General features: G+C 30.3%; 15 protein-coding genes. 1 reads left to right on the top strand and 14 read right to left on the bottom strand.

Features of this window, described 5'->3' with window-relative positions; translation table 11 throughout:
- Positions 1-9: 9 nt before the first annotated feature.
- The 4 genes from ACO5J6_RS01865 to ACO5J6_RS01850 form a co-directional block, all read right to left on the bottom strand.
- Positions 10-609, bottom strand: a complete 600-nt coding sequence (locus tag ACO5J6_RS01865) for an ACP phosphodiesterase (RefSeq protein ID WP_485641684.1) — start codon at positions 607-609, stop codon at positions 10-12.
- A gap of 31 nt (positions 610-640) precedes the next feature.
- Positions 641-1912, bottom strand: coding sequence for an L-serine ammonia-lyase (locus tag ACO5J6_RS01860; RefSeq protein WP_485641682.1), 1272 nt, complete (start codon positions 1910-1912; stop codon positions 641-643).
- Positions 1913-2237: 325 nt separating this feature from the next.
- A complete protein-coding gene (locus tag ACO5J6_RS01855; RefSeq protein ID WP_485641680.1) occupies positions 2238-2984 on the bottom strand; it encodes a nitroreductase family protein in 747 nt (248 codons plus the stop codon).
- Between the two features lie 93 nt (positions 2985-3077).
- Positions 3078-3830 (bottom strand): nitroreductase family protein, encoded by a 753-nt coding sequence (locus tag ACO5J6_RS01850; RefSeq protein WP_485641678.1) that lies wholly within the window; start codon positions 3828-3830, stop codon positions 3078-3080.
- 260 nt (positions 3831-4090) lie between these two features.
- Here ACO5J6_RS01850 and ACO5J6_RS01845 point away from each other — a divergent pair, with 260 nt between their 5' ends.
- The gene (locus ACO5J6_RS01845) at positions 4091-5515 is read left to right on the top strand and encodes a phospholipase D-like domain-containing protein (RefSeq protein WP_485641676.1); all 1425 of its coding nucleotides are present in this window, start codon (positions 4091-4093) and stop codon (positions 5513-5515) included.
- Between the two features lie 245 nt (positions 5516-5760).
- On the opposite strand, the gene ACO5J6_RS01840 is transcribed toward ACO5J6_RS01845, so the two are convergent.
- From ACO5J6_RS01840 to ACO5J6_RS01795, 10 genes are all read right to left on the bottom strand, one after another.
- Positions 5761-6546, bottom strand: a complete 786-nt coding sequence (locus ACO5J6_RS01840; RefSeq protein ID WP_485641674.1) for an ABC transporter ATP-binding protein — start codon at positions 6544-6546, stop codon at positions 5761-5763.
- Position 6547: 1 nt separating this feature from the next.
- A complete protein-coding gene (locus ACO5J6_RS01835) occupies positions 6548-7696 on the bottom strand; it encodes an ABC transporter permease (protein ID WP_485641672.1) in 1149 nt (382 codons plus the stop codon).
- Between the two features lie 36 nt (positions 7697-7732).
- Positions 7733-8698, bottom strand: coding sequence for an ABC transporter substrate-binding protein (locus ACO5J6_RS01830; protein WP_485641671.1), 966 nt, complete (start codon positions 8696-8698; stop codon positions 7733-7735).
- Positions 8699-8718: 20 nt separating this feature from the next.
- Positions 8719-9681 (bottom strand): ABC transporter substrate-binding protein, encoded by a 963-nt coding sequence (locus ACO5J6_RS01825; protein ID WP_485641670.1) that lies wholly within the window; start codon positions 9679-9681, stop codon positions 8719-8721.
- A gap of 303 nt (positions 9682-9984) precedes the next feature.
- Positions 9985-11679 carry a peptide ABC transporter substrate-binding protein gene (locus ACO5J6_RS01820; RefSeq protein WP_485641669.1) on the bottom strand — a complete coding sequence of 565 codons (1695 nt, stop codon included), beginning with the start codon at positions 11677-11679 and terminating at the stop codon, positions 9985-9987.
- Between the two features lie 155 nt (positions 11680-11834).
- Positions 11835-12299, bottom strand: coding sequence for a hypothetical protein (locus ACO5J6_RS01815; protein WP_485641668.1), 465 nt, complete (start codon positions 12297-12299; stop codon positions 11835-11837).
- Positions 12300-12412: 113 nt separating this feature from the next.
- Positions 12413-13789 carry a peptide ABC transporter substrate-binding protein gene (locus ACO5J6_RS01810; protein WP_485641667.1) on the bottom strand — a complete coding sequence of 459 codons (1377 nt, stop codon included), beginning with the start codon at positions 13787-13789 and terminating at the stop codon, positions 12413-12415.
- A gap of 22 nt (positions 13790-13811) precedes the next feature.
- Positions 13812-14411, bottom strand: coding sequence for a CPBP family intramembrane glutamic endopeptidase (locus ACO5J6_RS01805; RefSeq protein WP_485641665.1), 600 nt, complete (start codon positions 14409-14411; stop codon positions 13812-13814).
- A gap of 116 nt (positions 14412-14527) precedes the next feature.
- Positions 14528-15565, bottom strand: a complete 1038-nt coding sequence (locus tag ACO5J6_RS01800; protein WP_485641663.1) for a helix-turn-helix domain-containing protein — start codon at positions 15563-15565, stop codon at positions 14528-14530.
- A gap of 103 nt (positions 15566-15668) precedes the next feature.
- Entirely contained in the window at positions 15669-16718 is a 1050-nt protein-coding gene (locus ACO5J6_RS01795) for a hypothetical protein (RefSeq protein ID WP_485641661.1), read from the bottom strand.
- Positions 16719-16872: the final 154 nt, after the last annotated feature.

Raw genomic sequence — 16872 nt, 5'->3', positions numbered from 1 at the left:
TATATCCTCCTAATATTTATTTAAAAATTTATTTATACTTTCTTTTTTTACATATTCAAATTCCTTAATAGAATTTTCTTCAAAAATATTATAATTCTTTTTCAGCTCTTCCACTGCGAAATTTAATATTTCTCCTTTTCTTATTCTTCGGGAAAGACCGTAAAAAGCTCTTTTTAAAATATCAATATTTCCATATCCCGATAAAATCCTTTCAGAGTTTATCCATTTAAATGTATTCTTAAAATCTTCAGAAAAATACTGACTATTTTGATTTATATTATACAATATTTTTGTTTCAATATCATTAATATTTTCATTGAATAATCTATAAAAATTTCGGGATAGAAAATGATCTATAAACATATCCGAAACAATTCCTTTAAATATGCCAAACTTTCGGCTCAACAAATCATCCAGATAATTTTCCTGTTTATCGGAAATACTGTCTATCATTCTGTGAAGAACAAGTCCCTCTTTCAACTCATCAGGAAGATTTATTTCTTCTATTACTCCTTTATAAAAATCTCCCGCAAAATTTCCATATAAAGTTTTTTTACCGTATTTTTCATCAATTTCAAGAGAAATCATCGAATGCCCTAAAAAATTCATATCCGCCTCTTTTTTTATCTTTATTGCTAATCTACTCTATCTCTTCCAAAGCAAGTTTTGCTTTTTTCAATTTTGCAAGTCCTGCAAGGGACGTCTCTTTATAATTAGAATGTAAATCTTTCCCTGTCTGCAACATTGTTTCCACAACTTCATCAAGGGTAATCAGGTGATTTTCCCCTCCAGACATCAGGCTGTACTGGGCGCAATCCATAGCTTTTGCAGCATATATCGCATTTCTTTCGATACACGGGATTTGAACATATCCGAGCATAGGGTCGCAAGTCATTCCCAGACAATGTTCCATGCCGATTTCAGCGGCATATTCTATTTCCTTAATGTTTCCTCCCATTATATAAGTCGCCATTCCTGCTCCCATTGAACACGCCACCCCGACTTCTCCCTGACAGCCTACTTCGGCACCTGAGATCGAAGCATTCTGCTTATAGACATTTCCTATTATTCCGGCAACTGCCAATGCTTTTAAAATCTGTTCTTCGCTCAAATTATTTTCCTGCTGAAAAGTTTTCAGTACGGCGGGAATTAATCCTGAAGCCCCACAAGTAGGCGCCGTTACGACTTTTCCCGCACTCGCATTTTCTTCGGAAGCTGCCAGTGCGTAAGAATAAACTCTTCCTTTTATATCTTTGAAAGGAGATTTCAAATATTTTTCATAAAACATCTTTGCTTTTCTTTCCAGTTTTAATTTTCCATGTAACAGCCCTTCGGTATTCAATCCTCTGTAAATAGCCTCGTCCATAGTTTTCCAAATATTTTTCAGATAATCCCAGATTTCCACCCCTTCGTATCTTTCCACATATTCAGACAAATCTATATTTTCTTTTTCACAATATTTTATTATTTCATCAAAATTTTTTTGAGGATATATATGCTCCACATTGGCATTTTTATTTAAATCTTCTCCGTCCTTTGCCTCGACTATGCTTCCTCCACCTACTGAAAAAAATAATGCCTGTTCCATAGGATTTTCAAAATTTTTATCTTCACTTTTATAGACAAAAAATCTCACTCCGTTTGTATGAAATTCAGGTACTATTTCAGGCATAAATTTTACTTCTATATTATCCTTTTCAGCATTTTGCAAAGTTTCTTTTATAATATAATCTGTCAAATGCCCTTTTCCCGTAGCTGCCAAACTTCCATAAAGTTCGGCTTTATATCTCAAATTTTTTCCATATTTTTTTTCCACTCTTTTTTTAAATAATGAAGCAGCTCTTTCAGGACCCATTGTATGACTGCTCGAAGGTCCGTTCCCGATTTTATAAAACTCTCTTAAAGTTTCCAAGTATATTCCTCCTACTTCAAATTATCCTCTGTATGTTCATTATATAACATTTTTCATTATTTTCAAATACTATTTTTAAAAAAATACCCGATTTATCAATAAAAATTAATAATATTGACAATATCGGGTATTTTATTATTTTATAATCATTTTGATAATAAATAACATTGAATTTTATTTTGAATTTCTTCTGTAGATATTTTAATTGGTTTAGTCTAAAATTAGATAACATCAAAATTTCACTATGATAGTTTTCAATTATTTATCTTATTATAATCATACCAAAAATACAAAATAGAAAAAGTATACTTTATAAAACATCTTTCTATTTTTCGAGTTCAAAGCCCTGTGTTTTCAAAGTATCTTTTACTTTTTCAAGTCTTGACTCTCCGTAATAATTTACTATACTTTGTTTGTAGGAAGGCATTTGAGGTAGTCCGTTTTCATCCCACCATTTTCTATATTCTACTTCAAATTCTTCTACACCTTGTTCCACTTTTTTCTTATCGTATTTTTCTTCAAAAGAAAAACTTTCAAAAGGAACTCTCGGTTTTGGAGATTTCAATTTATTTTCAGCAGGTACTCCTATTGTTGTTCCTAAGATAGGAAATACATACTTAGGTAAATCAAATAACTCGCATACTTTTTCAGGATTTAATCTTATTCCTCCTATTGCAGTTGTTCCGTAACCTAACGATTCTGCTGCTGTCTGTATAGCACTTAGCATTATGCCGGCATCTACTGCCCCTACAATCAGTCCGTCTACAGTTTCAGGTGCGGTAATTTTATTTCCTGTACTTTCTGCCGCATATTCTGCCCTATGATAATCAACTAATATAAGCACAAATACATCTGCTGTTTCTACCTGTTTCTGTCCTCCTGACAATTCAGCCAGTTTTTTTATAGTTTCTTTATCCCTTACAGCTATTAATGATATTTGCTGTCCATGAACCGAATTCGGACATCTTTGAGCAGTTTCCAATATTAATTTCAAATCGTCGTCTTTTACTTTTTCCCCTGTAAATTCTCTAACAGATCTTCTATTTTGTAATTGTTTTATAACTTCATTCATTTAAAATCATCTCCCATCTTTTTATATATAACATAGTATGATATCACAATATATAATTTATTTCAATTATTTTGAAATTCAAAATAATTCCGTCTATTTCTGAATAAACCCTTGTTTTCTAAGTGTTTCTTCTGTTTTCTGATAATTTTCCTTTACATAATTTGAATAATATTTTTTCATAGTCTCTTTATAAGACGGTACTTCCGGCAGTCCGTTTTCATCCCACCATTTTCTGTAGTCTTTTTCAAATTTTTCAACGCCTTCTTTTACTTTTTTCTTATCATATTTTTCTTCAAATGCAAAACTTTCAAAAGAAACTCTCGGTTTAAGAGATTTGAGCTTATTTTCTGCCGGAACTCCTATCGTAGTTCCGAAAACAGGAAATACATACTCAGGTAAATCAAACATTTCAGCTATCGCATCGGGATTCACTCTTACACCCCCTATAGTTGTCGTTCCGTATCCTAATGATTCTGCAGCCGTCTGTATTGCATTTACCATTATTCCTGCATCTCCGGTACCTATCATTAATCCTTCTACTGATTTCGGAATAGAAATTTCTCCTCCTATACTTTCAACGGCATATACTACTCTATAAAAATCTATCAATATTAAAATAAACACATCAGCAGCTTCTATATGTTTTTGTCCCCCTGATAATTCTGCTATTTTTTTAATTTTTTCTTTATCTCTGACTACTATCAATGATGTCTGCTGTCCATGAGCCCAATTTGAATATCGCTGAGCAGTCTCCAATATCAATTTCAAATCTTCATCTTTTACTTTTTCCCCTGTAAATTCTCTCACTGATCTTCTATTTTGCAGTTGTTTTATAACTTCATTCATTTAAAATCATCTCCCATATTTTTATATACAAAATAATAACATATTTTAGAAATTGTTTCAATCTTTTTTAGTTTCGTATTTCAGCTTCAAATAAAACTATAAATTATGAAAATTAGACTACTTATTATATGTTTTTTTTACTTTATATTATATTTTCAGATAAAATTTACAGAAAAATTGCTATTTTAAATTATATACTTGATATTTCAGATAAAACTGTTATAATTAACGTATAAATAAATTATGCGGAAGGACAATTTATGCAGAAATTTAGACTGATTATTTTAAATATTAGTATCTCTCTTTTGATTTTATCCTGTGTTTCCTTACCTGAAGGACTTTCTACAAAATCAGAAATCTATAATACCGACAATGTAGACTTTTATTATGACCTCACTTATCAGAAAGACGGAAAAACTGAATATGAAAGACAGATATGGGAACAGGCATATGATATACTTGACAATGCAAAAGAATTTTTTTTAATGGATATTTTTGTCTTTAACGATTTTCTTGGCAAAGGTGTCAGGGAAAAGCTTCATCCCTTAAACATTGCGGAAGAATTTTCTGAAAAAATTTTGGAAAAAAGAAAAAAAGACCCTGACGTGGAGATTTATCTTATTCTTGACGAAAGCAATACTTTTTACGGAGCTTTTGACAATAAAACCCATAAAAAATTGGAAGAAGCAGGAGTTCATATAGGTTATGTAGATTTGGCAAAATTAAGGGATCCTATGCTTACTTATTCCACGATATGGAGACTGTTTATAAGACCTTTCGGCAATCCTAAAAATAAAGGGAAAACAAAAAATCCCGTTTATGAAGGTACTGACAAAGTAACTATAAGAAGCATATTAAGGGCTTTAAATGCCAAAGCCGACCATAGAAAGCTTATTATGAATGAAAACACTGCAATGCTGACTTCGGCAAATCCCCATGCGGAAGGTTCAAGACATTCCAATGTCGCTTTTAAATTTTCATCACCGATTTTGAAAGATATTTATTCTGCCGAACAGTCTGTCGCTAAAATTACCAAACCTGACGGAAGTCTTAAACAACAGCTTCCTGACAGAGATTTCAGCAATATCCCTTTTTCAAATAACGGTAAAATTAAACTGCAATATTTTACTGAAGGACAGACAGCCCTTGATATTTCTAAAGAACTGGCTGAAACAGGTATCGGAGATAAAATAATAGTTTCCCAGTTTTTTCTCGCAGACAGAGAAATGATAAAAGGACTAAAAAAAGCTGCTAAAAGAGGAGCGGAAATCCAAATAGTTCTCAGTAACTCAAAAGCAGGAATTCCTAACAAAGCTTCTGCGGGTGAGCTTATGAAATACGCACGAAAACATAATTACAAAATAAATGTAAAATTTTTTAACAACGGAGAAGAAAAATATCATGTAAAAATGCTGTCCATACTCAAAAAAGATTATATGATTACTTATGGAGGCTCAACAAATTTCACAAGAAGAAATATGAGAAACTATAATCTCGAAAATGAGCTGAAAATTATATCGGCATATGACCAAAATATTTCTAAAAATATTCTTGACTATTATGACAGATTATGGACTAACAGAGACGGAGAATTTACTTTACCTTATGATAAGCATAAAAATGAAAAAATCATCAATGATTTATTGTTCAGATTTATGGAAATGAACGGATTTAGTGCTTTCTAATATTTCTGACAATTAAAAATAAATAAGGCTGTCTTATTAGACAGCCTATTTTTATTATGTGATGAGTATTCTTTATTTGATCTTTAAACTAAAATTTTATATTTCAAATAGATTTATATTGTAAATCTGTTCTTTTATAAATTTCTTACTAATATCTTATCTACTTAACAAATATCTTTCCCAAATAAATCTTTTTTTTACAAATATACAAATAAAACAAAATATTTTTGAATCTATATTTTTCATTAAAACACATCTTTATCTGAGAGTTTTGCATCTTTTTCTTTAAACATTTCAAGCAATTTCTCAACTGTAAGATTTTTTTTCTCTTTTTCTTTTATATCAAATATAATTTCTCCTGAATGAAGCATTATAAGTCTATTTCCGTAATTTATCGCGTCCTGCATATTATGAGTTATCATCAGACTTGTTATATTATTTTTTTCTACAAGTTCTTTTGTTTTTTCCAGTATTATTTCGGAAGTTTGCGGGTCAAGGGCTGCTGTATGTTCATCCAGCAGCAGTATATCGGGATGATTTAACGTCGCCATTATGAGTGACAGACATTGTCTTTGCCCTCCTGAAAGCAGTCCTACCTGAGTAAAAATCTGATTTTCCAGTCCCAAACCTATACTTTTAAGCTGTTCTTTATAGAAATCCAAATTTTTTACATCCAGACCGAATGTAAAATTAAACTTTTTCCCTTTATTTTTAGCCATTGACAGGTTTTCCAAAACCGTCATGGAGGGAGCAGTTCCTTGTGTAGGATTTTGATATACTTGGGAAATCCATTGAGACCTTTTATATTTCTCAACATTTGTTATATTTTCCCCATTCATAAATATTTCTCCGCTGTCAGGAATAACCTGACCGTTCAGCACATTCAGCAGTGTCGATTTTCCTGCACCGTTACTACCTATAATTGTTATAAAATCTCCGTCTTCTATTTTTAGATTGAGGTTATTAAACACCTGTTTTTCTGTTCCCAATTCGGAAAAGAAGGTTTTATATAAATTTTTTATTTCTATCATTTTATATCCCTCTTTCCTTTTCGATTAATTTTGCTTTTTTCTTACTTTTTCTTAATTTTGACGCGATTTCATTCCATAATATTACAGTCAGAATTATAGCTGTAAATATTTTTACATCTGTAGGTTTTATTTCAAGTATGCTCTTCATATTATCACTCAATTTTAATGTATCATATATGCTCTTAGTCCAGTTATTTGACATCAATGCCACATTTATTATGGAATAATAGAGTAAAGAACCTAATACAACTATTGATATTTCGTTCACTGCCTGTGATTTTTTGATAATTCCAAGACCCAATATTATAGCCGCAAGCCCGATTACGATAGTTCCTACCCCTAACTGCAAATCAGCTACTTTTATCGACTGGGCATATAATGCTCCCGACAATGCTACAAATCCATTTGAAATCATCAGCCCGAATATTTTCAGTCTTTTTTCATTTACTCCCAAACTGACAACAAGTTGCTCATTATTCCCTAAAGCTCTAAGGGCAAAACCAAATTTTGATGTAAGTATATAGTCCAGTATCATTTTCAGTATAAATACTATTAATACTGTCAACATCAGTTTGATATCTTTGGAAAAGAAAACATATATTATTAAGGATATGACAAGAACGGCATATACACTTATCGTCCTCACAACATATTTATTTTCTTTTATATTATAGTCATACAAACCTTTTAATACAAGCAATATTATAAAAATTACCGAAAATAATATAAAACTTTTATCATAAGAAATTATTTCATATATACTTCTCTCAGGCGAAATAAAAGTGTTTGAAACTCCTATGATTCTGTAATTTATACTGTAAAGACCTGTCATAACTATTATACCCGACAGCAGCCCTTCAATATTCAGATATACGTGCAATGCACCTGTTACATATCCTGCAAGCATTCCTCCTGCTGTTGCCATTACAAGTCCCATTACAGGATTGGTAATACCGAAAAATCCGTCTTTTGAAAGGGCAAAAGCTGCAAATATAAACGCTCCCATTGGAAATGTCCCGTCTACAGACAAATCAGGAAAATCAAGTATTTTATATGTTATGTACACTCCCATTACCATAATTGAATATATGAAACCTGTTTTTATAGCATCAGGCATACTCTGTATAAACACTAACAATAAATCATTCATTTTCTCTAAACTTCCTTTTTCTTTTTTTATCAGTTTCTATTTTATCAGTTCGGCATTTGCCAATGCAGGGTTTTTAAGGTCTATCCCTATAGCTTTGGCTGCATTTTCATTCAAATACAAAGTAACTTTTTTGGATGTTTCAAAAGGTATTTCGGAAACAGGTTTTCCTTTTAATATCTCTATTGCCATTTCTCCTGTTCTTTTTCCCAATTCAAAATAATCCAATCCTATTGTGAATAATGCCCCTTGCTCAACGGATGATTTTTCACTTGATATTACGAGTTTTTTAGCATTATTGGCTTCGGATGTTATCAGTTTTATCGCAGAAACGACAGTATTATCTGTCGGAAGATACAGTGCATCAGTTTTTTCAAGCAAAATCTTTGTAGCCTGAGATATTTCGCTAAGAGAAGTAACTCCCTGTACTTCCACTTCCAAATTTTTTTCTTTTGCTCTATCCCGAATTTCTTTTACCTGAACGACAGAATTCTGTTCTGACGGGTTATATAGAACTCCAATTTTTTTCACTTCAGGTTTCAGTTTTAGAAGCAATTCCAGCTGTTCTCCTACATTATCCAGTTTATCACTTGTTCCTGTAACATTTTTATTTAATATTTTTGCACTTGCAGGGTCCGTTACAGCTGAAAACATTACAGGTATATCCGATATATTATTTGCCAGAGCCTGTGCCGACGGTGTTGATATACCGAAAACCAAGTCCATTTTTCCGCTCTTAAAGTTGTTTGCTATCAAATTAGCATTGGAAATATTACCTTCGGCATTTTTTTCATCAAAATCAACTTTTATTCCTGCTTCTTCAAATGCTTTTTTAAATCCGTCCTTTACCAAATCCAGCGACGGATGTGTTACTATCTGAGTAATACCGATTTTATAACTTTTTCCTTCCGATTTGGTATCCGTTTTTGTTTCTTTTTTTTCTTCCTTGCTTCCGCATGCTAAAATCATTAGACAGCCTAATATTAATAATAATATCTTTTTCATATATTCCTCCACACTTTCTTTTAATTTATCATTTTTGCTTTATTTTTTATCTCTTCAGGTAAAACAACACCTAATTCACTCAATGTTTCCGAATTTATCGTAATTTCTCCTAATTCCATTGTTTTATATTTGATTTCTGAAGGTTTTTTGTTATTTTTCAAGATTTCTACTGCTATTCTTCCTGCCTCTTTCCCCATTTCATAGTAATCAATCCCTTGGGTAATTAAAGCTCCTCCTTTGACGTGAGCCGCTTCCGCCCCAAAAGTTATTTTTTTTGAAGCCTTTGCTTTATCAGTTATAAGATTTATAACCGAAGCTACCAAGTTATCAGTCGGGAGATATATCGCATCACTTTCCCTTATAAGCATATCAGTTACTTGAGGAATTTCACTTATTTGAGAAACACTTTTTTCAACTACAGTCAATCTAAGCTCTTCAGCTGCTTTTTTCAAATCTTCCACCTGAACTTTTGAATTAGGTTCCGAAGAATTGTATATTACTCCAACTTTTTTTATTTGACTGTTTATTTTTAATAGTAATTCCAACTGTTGCTTAATGTCCACTCTGTCGCTTATTCCGGTAATATTTTCTTTTATAATCCCTGCCGACTGCGGATCAGTAATCGCCGAAAATACTATCGGTATATCTCCTGTGGCCTGAGAAACTGACTGAGTTGTAGTCGTCGCAATGGAATATATCAAATCCTCTTTTGAATTTACAAAATTACTTGCTATCAGATTTGCAGTTGTTATCTCTCCATTGGCATTTTTTTCATCATACAGGACTTCCAATCCTGCTTCTTTAATCGCGTCCTTAAAGCCCTGTCTTGCACTGTCCAGAGCAGGATGAGTTACAATCTGTGTAATCCCGATTTTAAATTTTTTCTTACTTTCTTTTTTTCCGTTTTCCTGCTGCTTTCCTTCATTTCCACAATTTAAAATAAATACTGCGATTACTCCCAGTAATAATAAAATTTTTTTCATTTTTACCCTCCTACTATCCTACTTATAATTTATCTACATATATACTTTACTGTATATTAAAGAATAATATCATTTTTTTTACGAGAATGCAATAGGTTGAGAGTTATCTACCTGCTGAAAATCAGATTTTACAAAGATATTACTGATTTATATTTTTTTTTACTTTTTACTATTAATATTTTTTATCTTTAAAGTCCAATGGCATATATAATAAAAAAGATAAACTGTAAATAAAAATGTTAGACATACTCAAGAACTAAAATATTCAAGAGCAGTAGTCTAACATTTTTATTTTTCAGACTGCTATTTAGCTTTATTGACATTTCTTAAATATAAAATCCCGCCATAAGGAACTAATTTCAGTCCTTTTATTCCCGGTCTTTCGAGGATAACACGAGTAATTTCACCATAGCCCATTTTTGCTGCCGGATTTTCTTTCTCATATATATTTTCGGCTTTGACTAAAACATCTGTTTTGACGTTAATATCTTTTGTTTCAGAGGCAATTTTTATAAGTTTGTCATATTCAGAATTAGAATAAGAACCGTAATTATAAGGACTGTCTGATACAAATCTTTCAAGATAAAGTATCGGATCACTAAATCCTAACAAAATTTCGTTTTCAATAATATCAAAATCTTTTTTTCTTGATTTTAAAATTAAATCCTTATAAGACACTCTTGTAACTTTGACATCTATTCCAAGATATTTTTTTAAATTTTCTGAGAACCTGTCAATGGAATTTTCTTTAATGACAATATTTAAAACAGGCATTTTATTTATTCCTAATTCTTTTAATCCCTCATCTAATAATTCTTTTATATTTTTGTAATGATAACTCTCACTTTCAATTTTTCCATTTTTTGCAGCTAAAGCAGAGAAATTTTTTCCATTAATACTGATGTATTCCGGAACAAATCCGTATTCTTTCCTTGTTTCTCCTGCCATTACAGCATCTATAGCCTTTCTGACCTTAGGATTACTCAATACATTTACTTTAGTATTGAAAACATAATAATGAGAAGAACTTGTAGATAATCTCTGTGTTTCTTTCATGTCATTTTTCAGTTTGGCTCTTGAAAAGAACTGAGAATATACAACAGTTGCATCTATTCCTTTACTTTCAGCAATTCTTTTATGGTCGTCTCCGTCCCATAAACCGCCATAAACATTGACTTTATTCATTTTTATATTATTGCTGTTCCAGTAATTTTTATTTTTTTCCAACAATAATTTTCTTTTTCCTATACTTTTTATTATATAAGGTCCTGAGTATAACGTATTTTCAGGTGCTTTCCCGTATTTTTGTCCCAACTTCCCAAAAAATTCCTGCTTTAAAGGCGAAAATTCGACTTTTGCCATTAACATATCAAAATATCCTGTCGGCTTGATTAGTTCCAGTTCAATAGTCTCATTGTTATCCAATATTTTTATTCCTACATCTTCAGCTTTTACTTTTCCCTCATAAAATTTTCTGCCGTTTTTTACAAGAAAAAGAACATCCGTACTTGGAGATATTATTTCAGGATTCAGCATTCTCAACAATGCAGTTTTGAAATCTTCAGCTTTTATAGGGGTTCCGTCAGAATATTTCAAGCCTTTTCTCAAATGAAAAGTCCACTTGGTTTTATCCTTGTTTGTTTCCCACTTTTCTGCCAGTCCGGGTACTATTTTACCATTTTCATCAATTCTGACAAGTCCTTCAAATAAAAGGTCAAAAATATCAGCAGCTTCATAATTTCTGATATTTTCAGGGTGTTTATCATTAAGCAGCTGAGCATCGTAAGATTCAGGAAGAAACAGATGTACTAAATTAAAAGTATCAGGAGTACTTTCAGCAACATTATATTCAAATTTAGATCCACTAATTGTGTCCGCCATTGTATCAAATATATTTTCTCCTGTCTTATTCTCAGAATGTGTTCCTGTCTTACTTTCGGAACATGATAAATTGAATACTCCTAATAACAGTATAAAAATTGTATACATTTTTTTCATATATATCACCTTTCTTTGCTATTTTTCTTTTACAATTGTCTCTTATTATTTAGTTATATTATTTAATCATAATTTTCTTTTATCCTTTATTTGGATTCTTTCTTATTCTCTATCATAATTTTTTTATTATAATTCTTTCTCACTTTTTGTTATTCTTATTTTTTGTTATTTTCGTTACAATTCTTTTTGCTTTTTATAGACATTATAAGGACATATCCATAATAAATTATTAGTAAAATTCCCGCTATTATTCCCGACATTCTGAAAGTCTGACTAAATGCTTCCATTTTCGGCACGGCATCCAGAAGTCCTCCCGAACCGCCGGTATAGTCCTTAGTATATTTTAATATATAGAAAAGTAACGCTCCTGTATATCCTATTTCAAATAACGACAGACATATTTTGACAGTTTTATTTTTCATCAAAATTACGAAAGAACCTGTAAAATTTAAAATCAGGATTATCAGTGCAGCTAAAGTATAGTACGGAAATCCCAATATTATCAAAAGTCCTAAAGAAGCTCCGTATATTTTCCAGAATACACTTAAAATCATAATTATCAGGATTATTAATAAAGAAATAATCCCTGTTTTCTTTAACAAATCTTTATTATCTTTCATTTTAAATCCCTCCTCGTTCAATAAAATTCAATAAAATATTTTTATATCTTTATTTTCTTATCTTCATTTATTTCAAGCTATCAGATTGATATTAATTATTTTTACTATTTAGACTAATTTATAATATATTCTCCATAAGGAGCTTTGATTTTTATTTCTTTTACTTTGGAGCTAATCAGGTAATATCTATATACTTTATCATTTATAAGCAAAAACGGAAGTTCTTTTGCATATAATTGGCTTAACTCGGTCATTAATTTTATTTTTTCATTATTTTTTTCAGACTTATATAATTTTCCATCTAATTTTCTCACCAATTCTCCTTCTCCTCTAATCCAATGATAGTCAAACAAAGGGTTTCCAAAGATGTCATCTTCCATTTTAAAAGCATAACTCTTTTCATATTTTTTATTATAAGAAAAAATCAATTTTATTTTTAATCCTAAATTTTTTTCCAGATTTTTTTTGATTTCCAGTGCTTTTTCCCTATTTTCAGGATTATAGCTTATAAATTCCAAAACGGGTAATTCTTTTACATTTCCTATTTCTTTTTCCAGAAGTTTTTTAGCTTCTTCAGGATTATATTCAGGTATCACAGGAGGAACTGCCTTTATAACATCTTCAGAAACATAGGACTTTTGTGCATAAATCCCGGTAAAATCCTTTTTATTTTTAATAGCCATTATTACAGCTCTTTTGACATTAGGATTTTGAAACATATCAAGTCTGTCATTAAATGTCAGATAAGTTTTCCACTTTGTTTCTATTTTGTTTAATTCCGAACTGTTTTTAAATTTTTCCATATTTTTTTGTGATATTTGTACAATATCCGCTTTTCCTTTTTCAAATTCTTTTAAAGAAACTGATGAATCTTTGATATATTTAAAAACTATTGTCTGAGCCTTTACGTTTTTACTGTTCCAGTAATTAAGATTTTTTTCCAGAATTATTTTATCTATACTCATTTTTTTTAAAGTATAAGCTCCTGTTTCAAGATTTTCATCGTACTCATATCCGTTTTTTAGAACTCTCTTGTCAGGAGACATTGTGATTGTCCTATAGATTGTTGACAAATAATTATCTTTATCCCGTTCATTAATATCTTTTAATTCTATTGTGAATATTTTTCCGTTTATTTCGGTAAATTTTATATGTCTGTTCAATTCATTATTTTCCGCAGATTTTTCTTTAACCCACCATGGAATAAAATGAGCTGTTTTTATAGGACTCCCGTCAGAATATTTCAGATTATCCCTTAAATGGAAAGTCCATTTCTTCTTATCCTGACTAACTTCCCATTTTTCAGCCAATGCGGGAATAAGTTCTCCTTTTTCATCTTCTTTTACAAGACCTTCATACAGCAGATCATTTATCTTGTAGTCATTTTCCGTATAATCATAAGATGTATGGATTACAATTTCATTTTCCGCTTTTTTTTCACAAGCCAGAACTGTTATAATCAAAATAAGTAAAAATAATATTTTTTTCATTTAAATCACTCCTTACATAATATCATACGACTGCTTTATAAAGTCCTTTTTTATAAAACTCCCTGTTAAGAATTTTCAAAGTCCATATAAATAATATCAATGGCGGTATAAATGCTATCATTAAAGTTATCATCTGTAAATTTTCCAAATGTAGAATTTTTTCCATTATTACTATAAACGGTTTATAAACTATCATAGTAATTAAATTAAAGATAGAATGTAACAGTATTGATACCCAGAAAGGATTGGGTTTCATTCTCACATTTCCATATACTATTCCTGAAATTATGGTGTAAGGCAATTTAAGAAGCTCCAAATGTATAATCCCGAATAATATTGCCTGTATCAGATTTCCGTATTTTGTTTTATTTATAAGAATTTTCAGAAGAAAAACTCTGAATATAAGTTCTTCTGCCACAGGATAAAATACTACATATTCCAATATTTTCTGAAAATCATAATTAATTACAAATTGGCTTATTTCAAATCTTTTATTATAAAGTAAGCCCAATCCTATAAGCAACATAAGTATAAAAGTTATAACAGCTGCTCCGAAACTTGCATTATGTACACATAAAAGTAATATTTCCCTTATTTTATTTTTATTCATTGTTTTTTCCATATAGTCATTTCCTCCTGTTATTTTCCCGCTATTTTTTTATTCCTTTATATTTATCTTTTTTAAACTTTATAAATATCCTATATAAATACTGGAGTTCTTTACTGAAAAAATTTTTACTAAAATTTCAAATTTTCTTTTCTATATTTACTTGGTAAAATTCCATAATATTTTTTAAATGCTTCGGAAAATTTACTTGAATTTTCATATCCTGTTTCTATTGCAACTTCGGATATATTTTTATCAGTTTTTATTAATAATAATTTGGAATATTCCATTTTTTTCTTTTTCAAATATTTAGCAATATTGATTTTCTCAACTGTTTTAAAAGAGTTTTCCAAATCATACCTTGAAACTTTCATAATTTTACATAACTCCGTTACTGTGGGCAGCTCCGCAATAGAATATTGCCTCAATATCTTTTTTATGCCCATTACCATTTTTGAACTCTCAAAATATATATTTTCTGAAAGTTTTTCCTGTTTCTGTATAATGACAAACATCAGTTTCTCAATTTCGGATTTAATTTTCAAATACTGATTTATATTTATAATTGATGTAATTTTTTTTATTTCCCTAATCAAAATTTCTACTTCCAGATCATTTTCCCAATAATAAAATTTTTGATTATTAAATATTTTCAAAATCTTTTCTTTCCATTTCTGTATCTCATTTTTATCTGCAATTTCAGAAAGATTTTTTATTATTTTATCTATGCGAATATCTATAATTATTATTTCAGGGCTTTTTCCTTTTATTTTATATTTTCTTTCTCCGTCTTCATTAAAAATTAGAATATTATTTTTTTCAATATGAATTATTTCTTCTTTCCTTGTATTAGAATTTATATCGGAGTATAGGAAAAATATCTTTTTCCCACTCAAAGAACCTATTATTTTTATAGTTTCTGAAGAATTTGTAGTGTCTTCGATTTCCTGATCAAAACTGCCGTTTATTTTCAGAATTTTTACTTTACATTCTTTATTTATCTGATATACACTCAACTTTCCTTTGAAACAATTTTTTGATGTTTTTTTATTTTCATAATTAGCAATTAAATACTGTTCTCCAAAAATTTCCGAGACTTTCTGATATTTAAAGTATTTCCCTATTTCATTTTTTTCAGTTTTTTTCTCTTTATTTGCATTGATATCCATACCTAATCTCCTTGAACTTATAATTATATATCGAACCTGATATGCCAAAGTTTCCCATAAACACTCATCAAATTATTTTCAAATTTTAAAATTTTTATTCCTATCACTTATTTCTCCATACGGGAGTTGTTGTCAATGGTATTCTATCTCCACTTTTAGCGCCTTTTACAATCATTACATCACTGTTGCCCTTATCCATATCATATAATTTCCCGTTTGCAGGAATAATTGTCAGATATCCGAATTTTCCACCTACTGCGGATACAAAAGAACCGTCAAAAAATTCATTTACCAAAAGAGTTCCTGTTGTTCCTTGACTCGAAAAAGCTATATATTTACCGTCGGGAGAAAATATCGGTAATCCCTCTCCTCCTGAACTTAAACCTTCCACAGTCTTACTCGTAGTAATCTGTTTCAGATTATTTCCGTCTATATCCGACATCCATATATGCCTGTTCACTGTAAATACAATTTTTGTTCCTTGAGGATTAACTGAAACATTTGACGCTCCCTCTTTTAATTGAAGTATCTTGGTCGCTGTTTTATATCCGCTTTGAGGACTGCATTTATAGAGATAACTTCCTATTCTGAAATAAAGCGTATTATCGGCTGTCCATACAGGTTTGCCATATTCTAAAAAGTTTACTTTTTCATCTTCCCATTGACTTACAATTTTTCCTGTTCGTGTGTCTATAATTGTTATGGGCAAGTCTGAAAAATGCTGTGATGAAATTGCAATATAATTTTCATCAGGAGAAATATAAGCATCAAGATTAGATATACTTTCCCATTCAATAATACCGTCAAATATATTCCCTCCCGAATTGACTTTGTCATAATCTTTAAAGCCTTTTTTTATTTCCCTCAGTAAATAACGTCTTTCATCAAAATTCAAACCTCCGTCAACATCCATTGTGAGCAGAATTTTTTTATTGTCCCACGAAATATCAAAAGCGTCGTATCTTGAAGAAGCACTTCCCATTCGTGAGATTTTTTCTGCAAATTTTTTTGTATCAAAGTCAAAATATCCCATTTCTCCTGCAAATTCTGTATAAATAATCCCTGACGGTCCCCCTCCTGCACCTGAACCAAATGAAAATATTATTATTAGTCCCAATATAAAAGCTTCTATAATTAATATCTTTTTTTTCATTTATCTTTTCTCCCGTTTATGTTTTTTTCATTATAACTTTTTATATCATATAAACATTAAAGAAAAATGAGTCGCTAAAAATTAACTCTAAATCCTGTTGTAAATACATTGTTACCTGCTTTATGTTTCTCCATTTTTGCGTCATAGTTTATAT

The organism is Pseudoleptotrichia sp., from assembly GCF_057270515.1.
The sequence above is the reverse complement of the archived record's forward strand: the minus strand, read 5'-3'. Positions and strand labels throughout refer to the sequence as shown.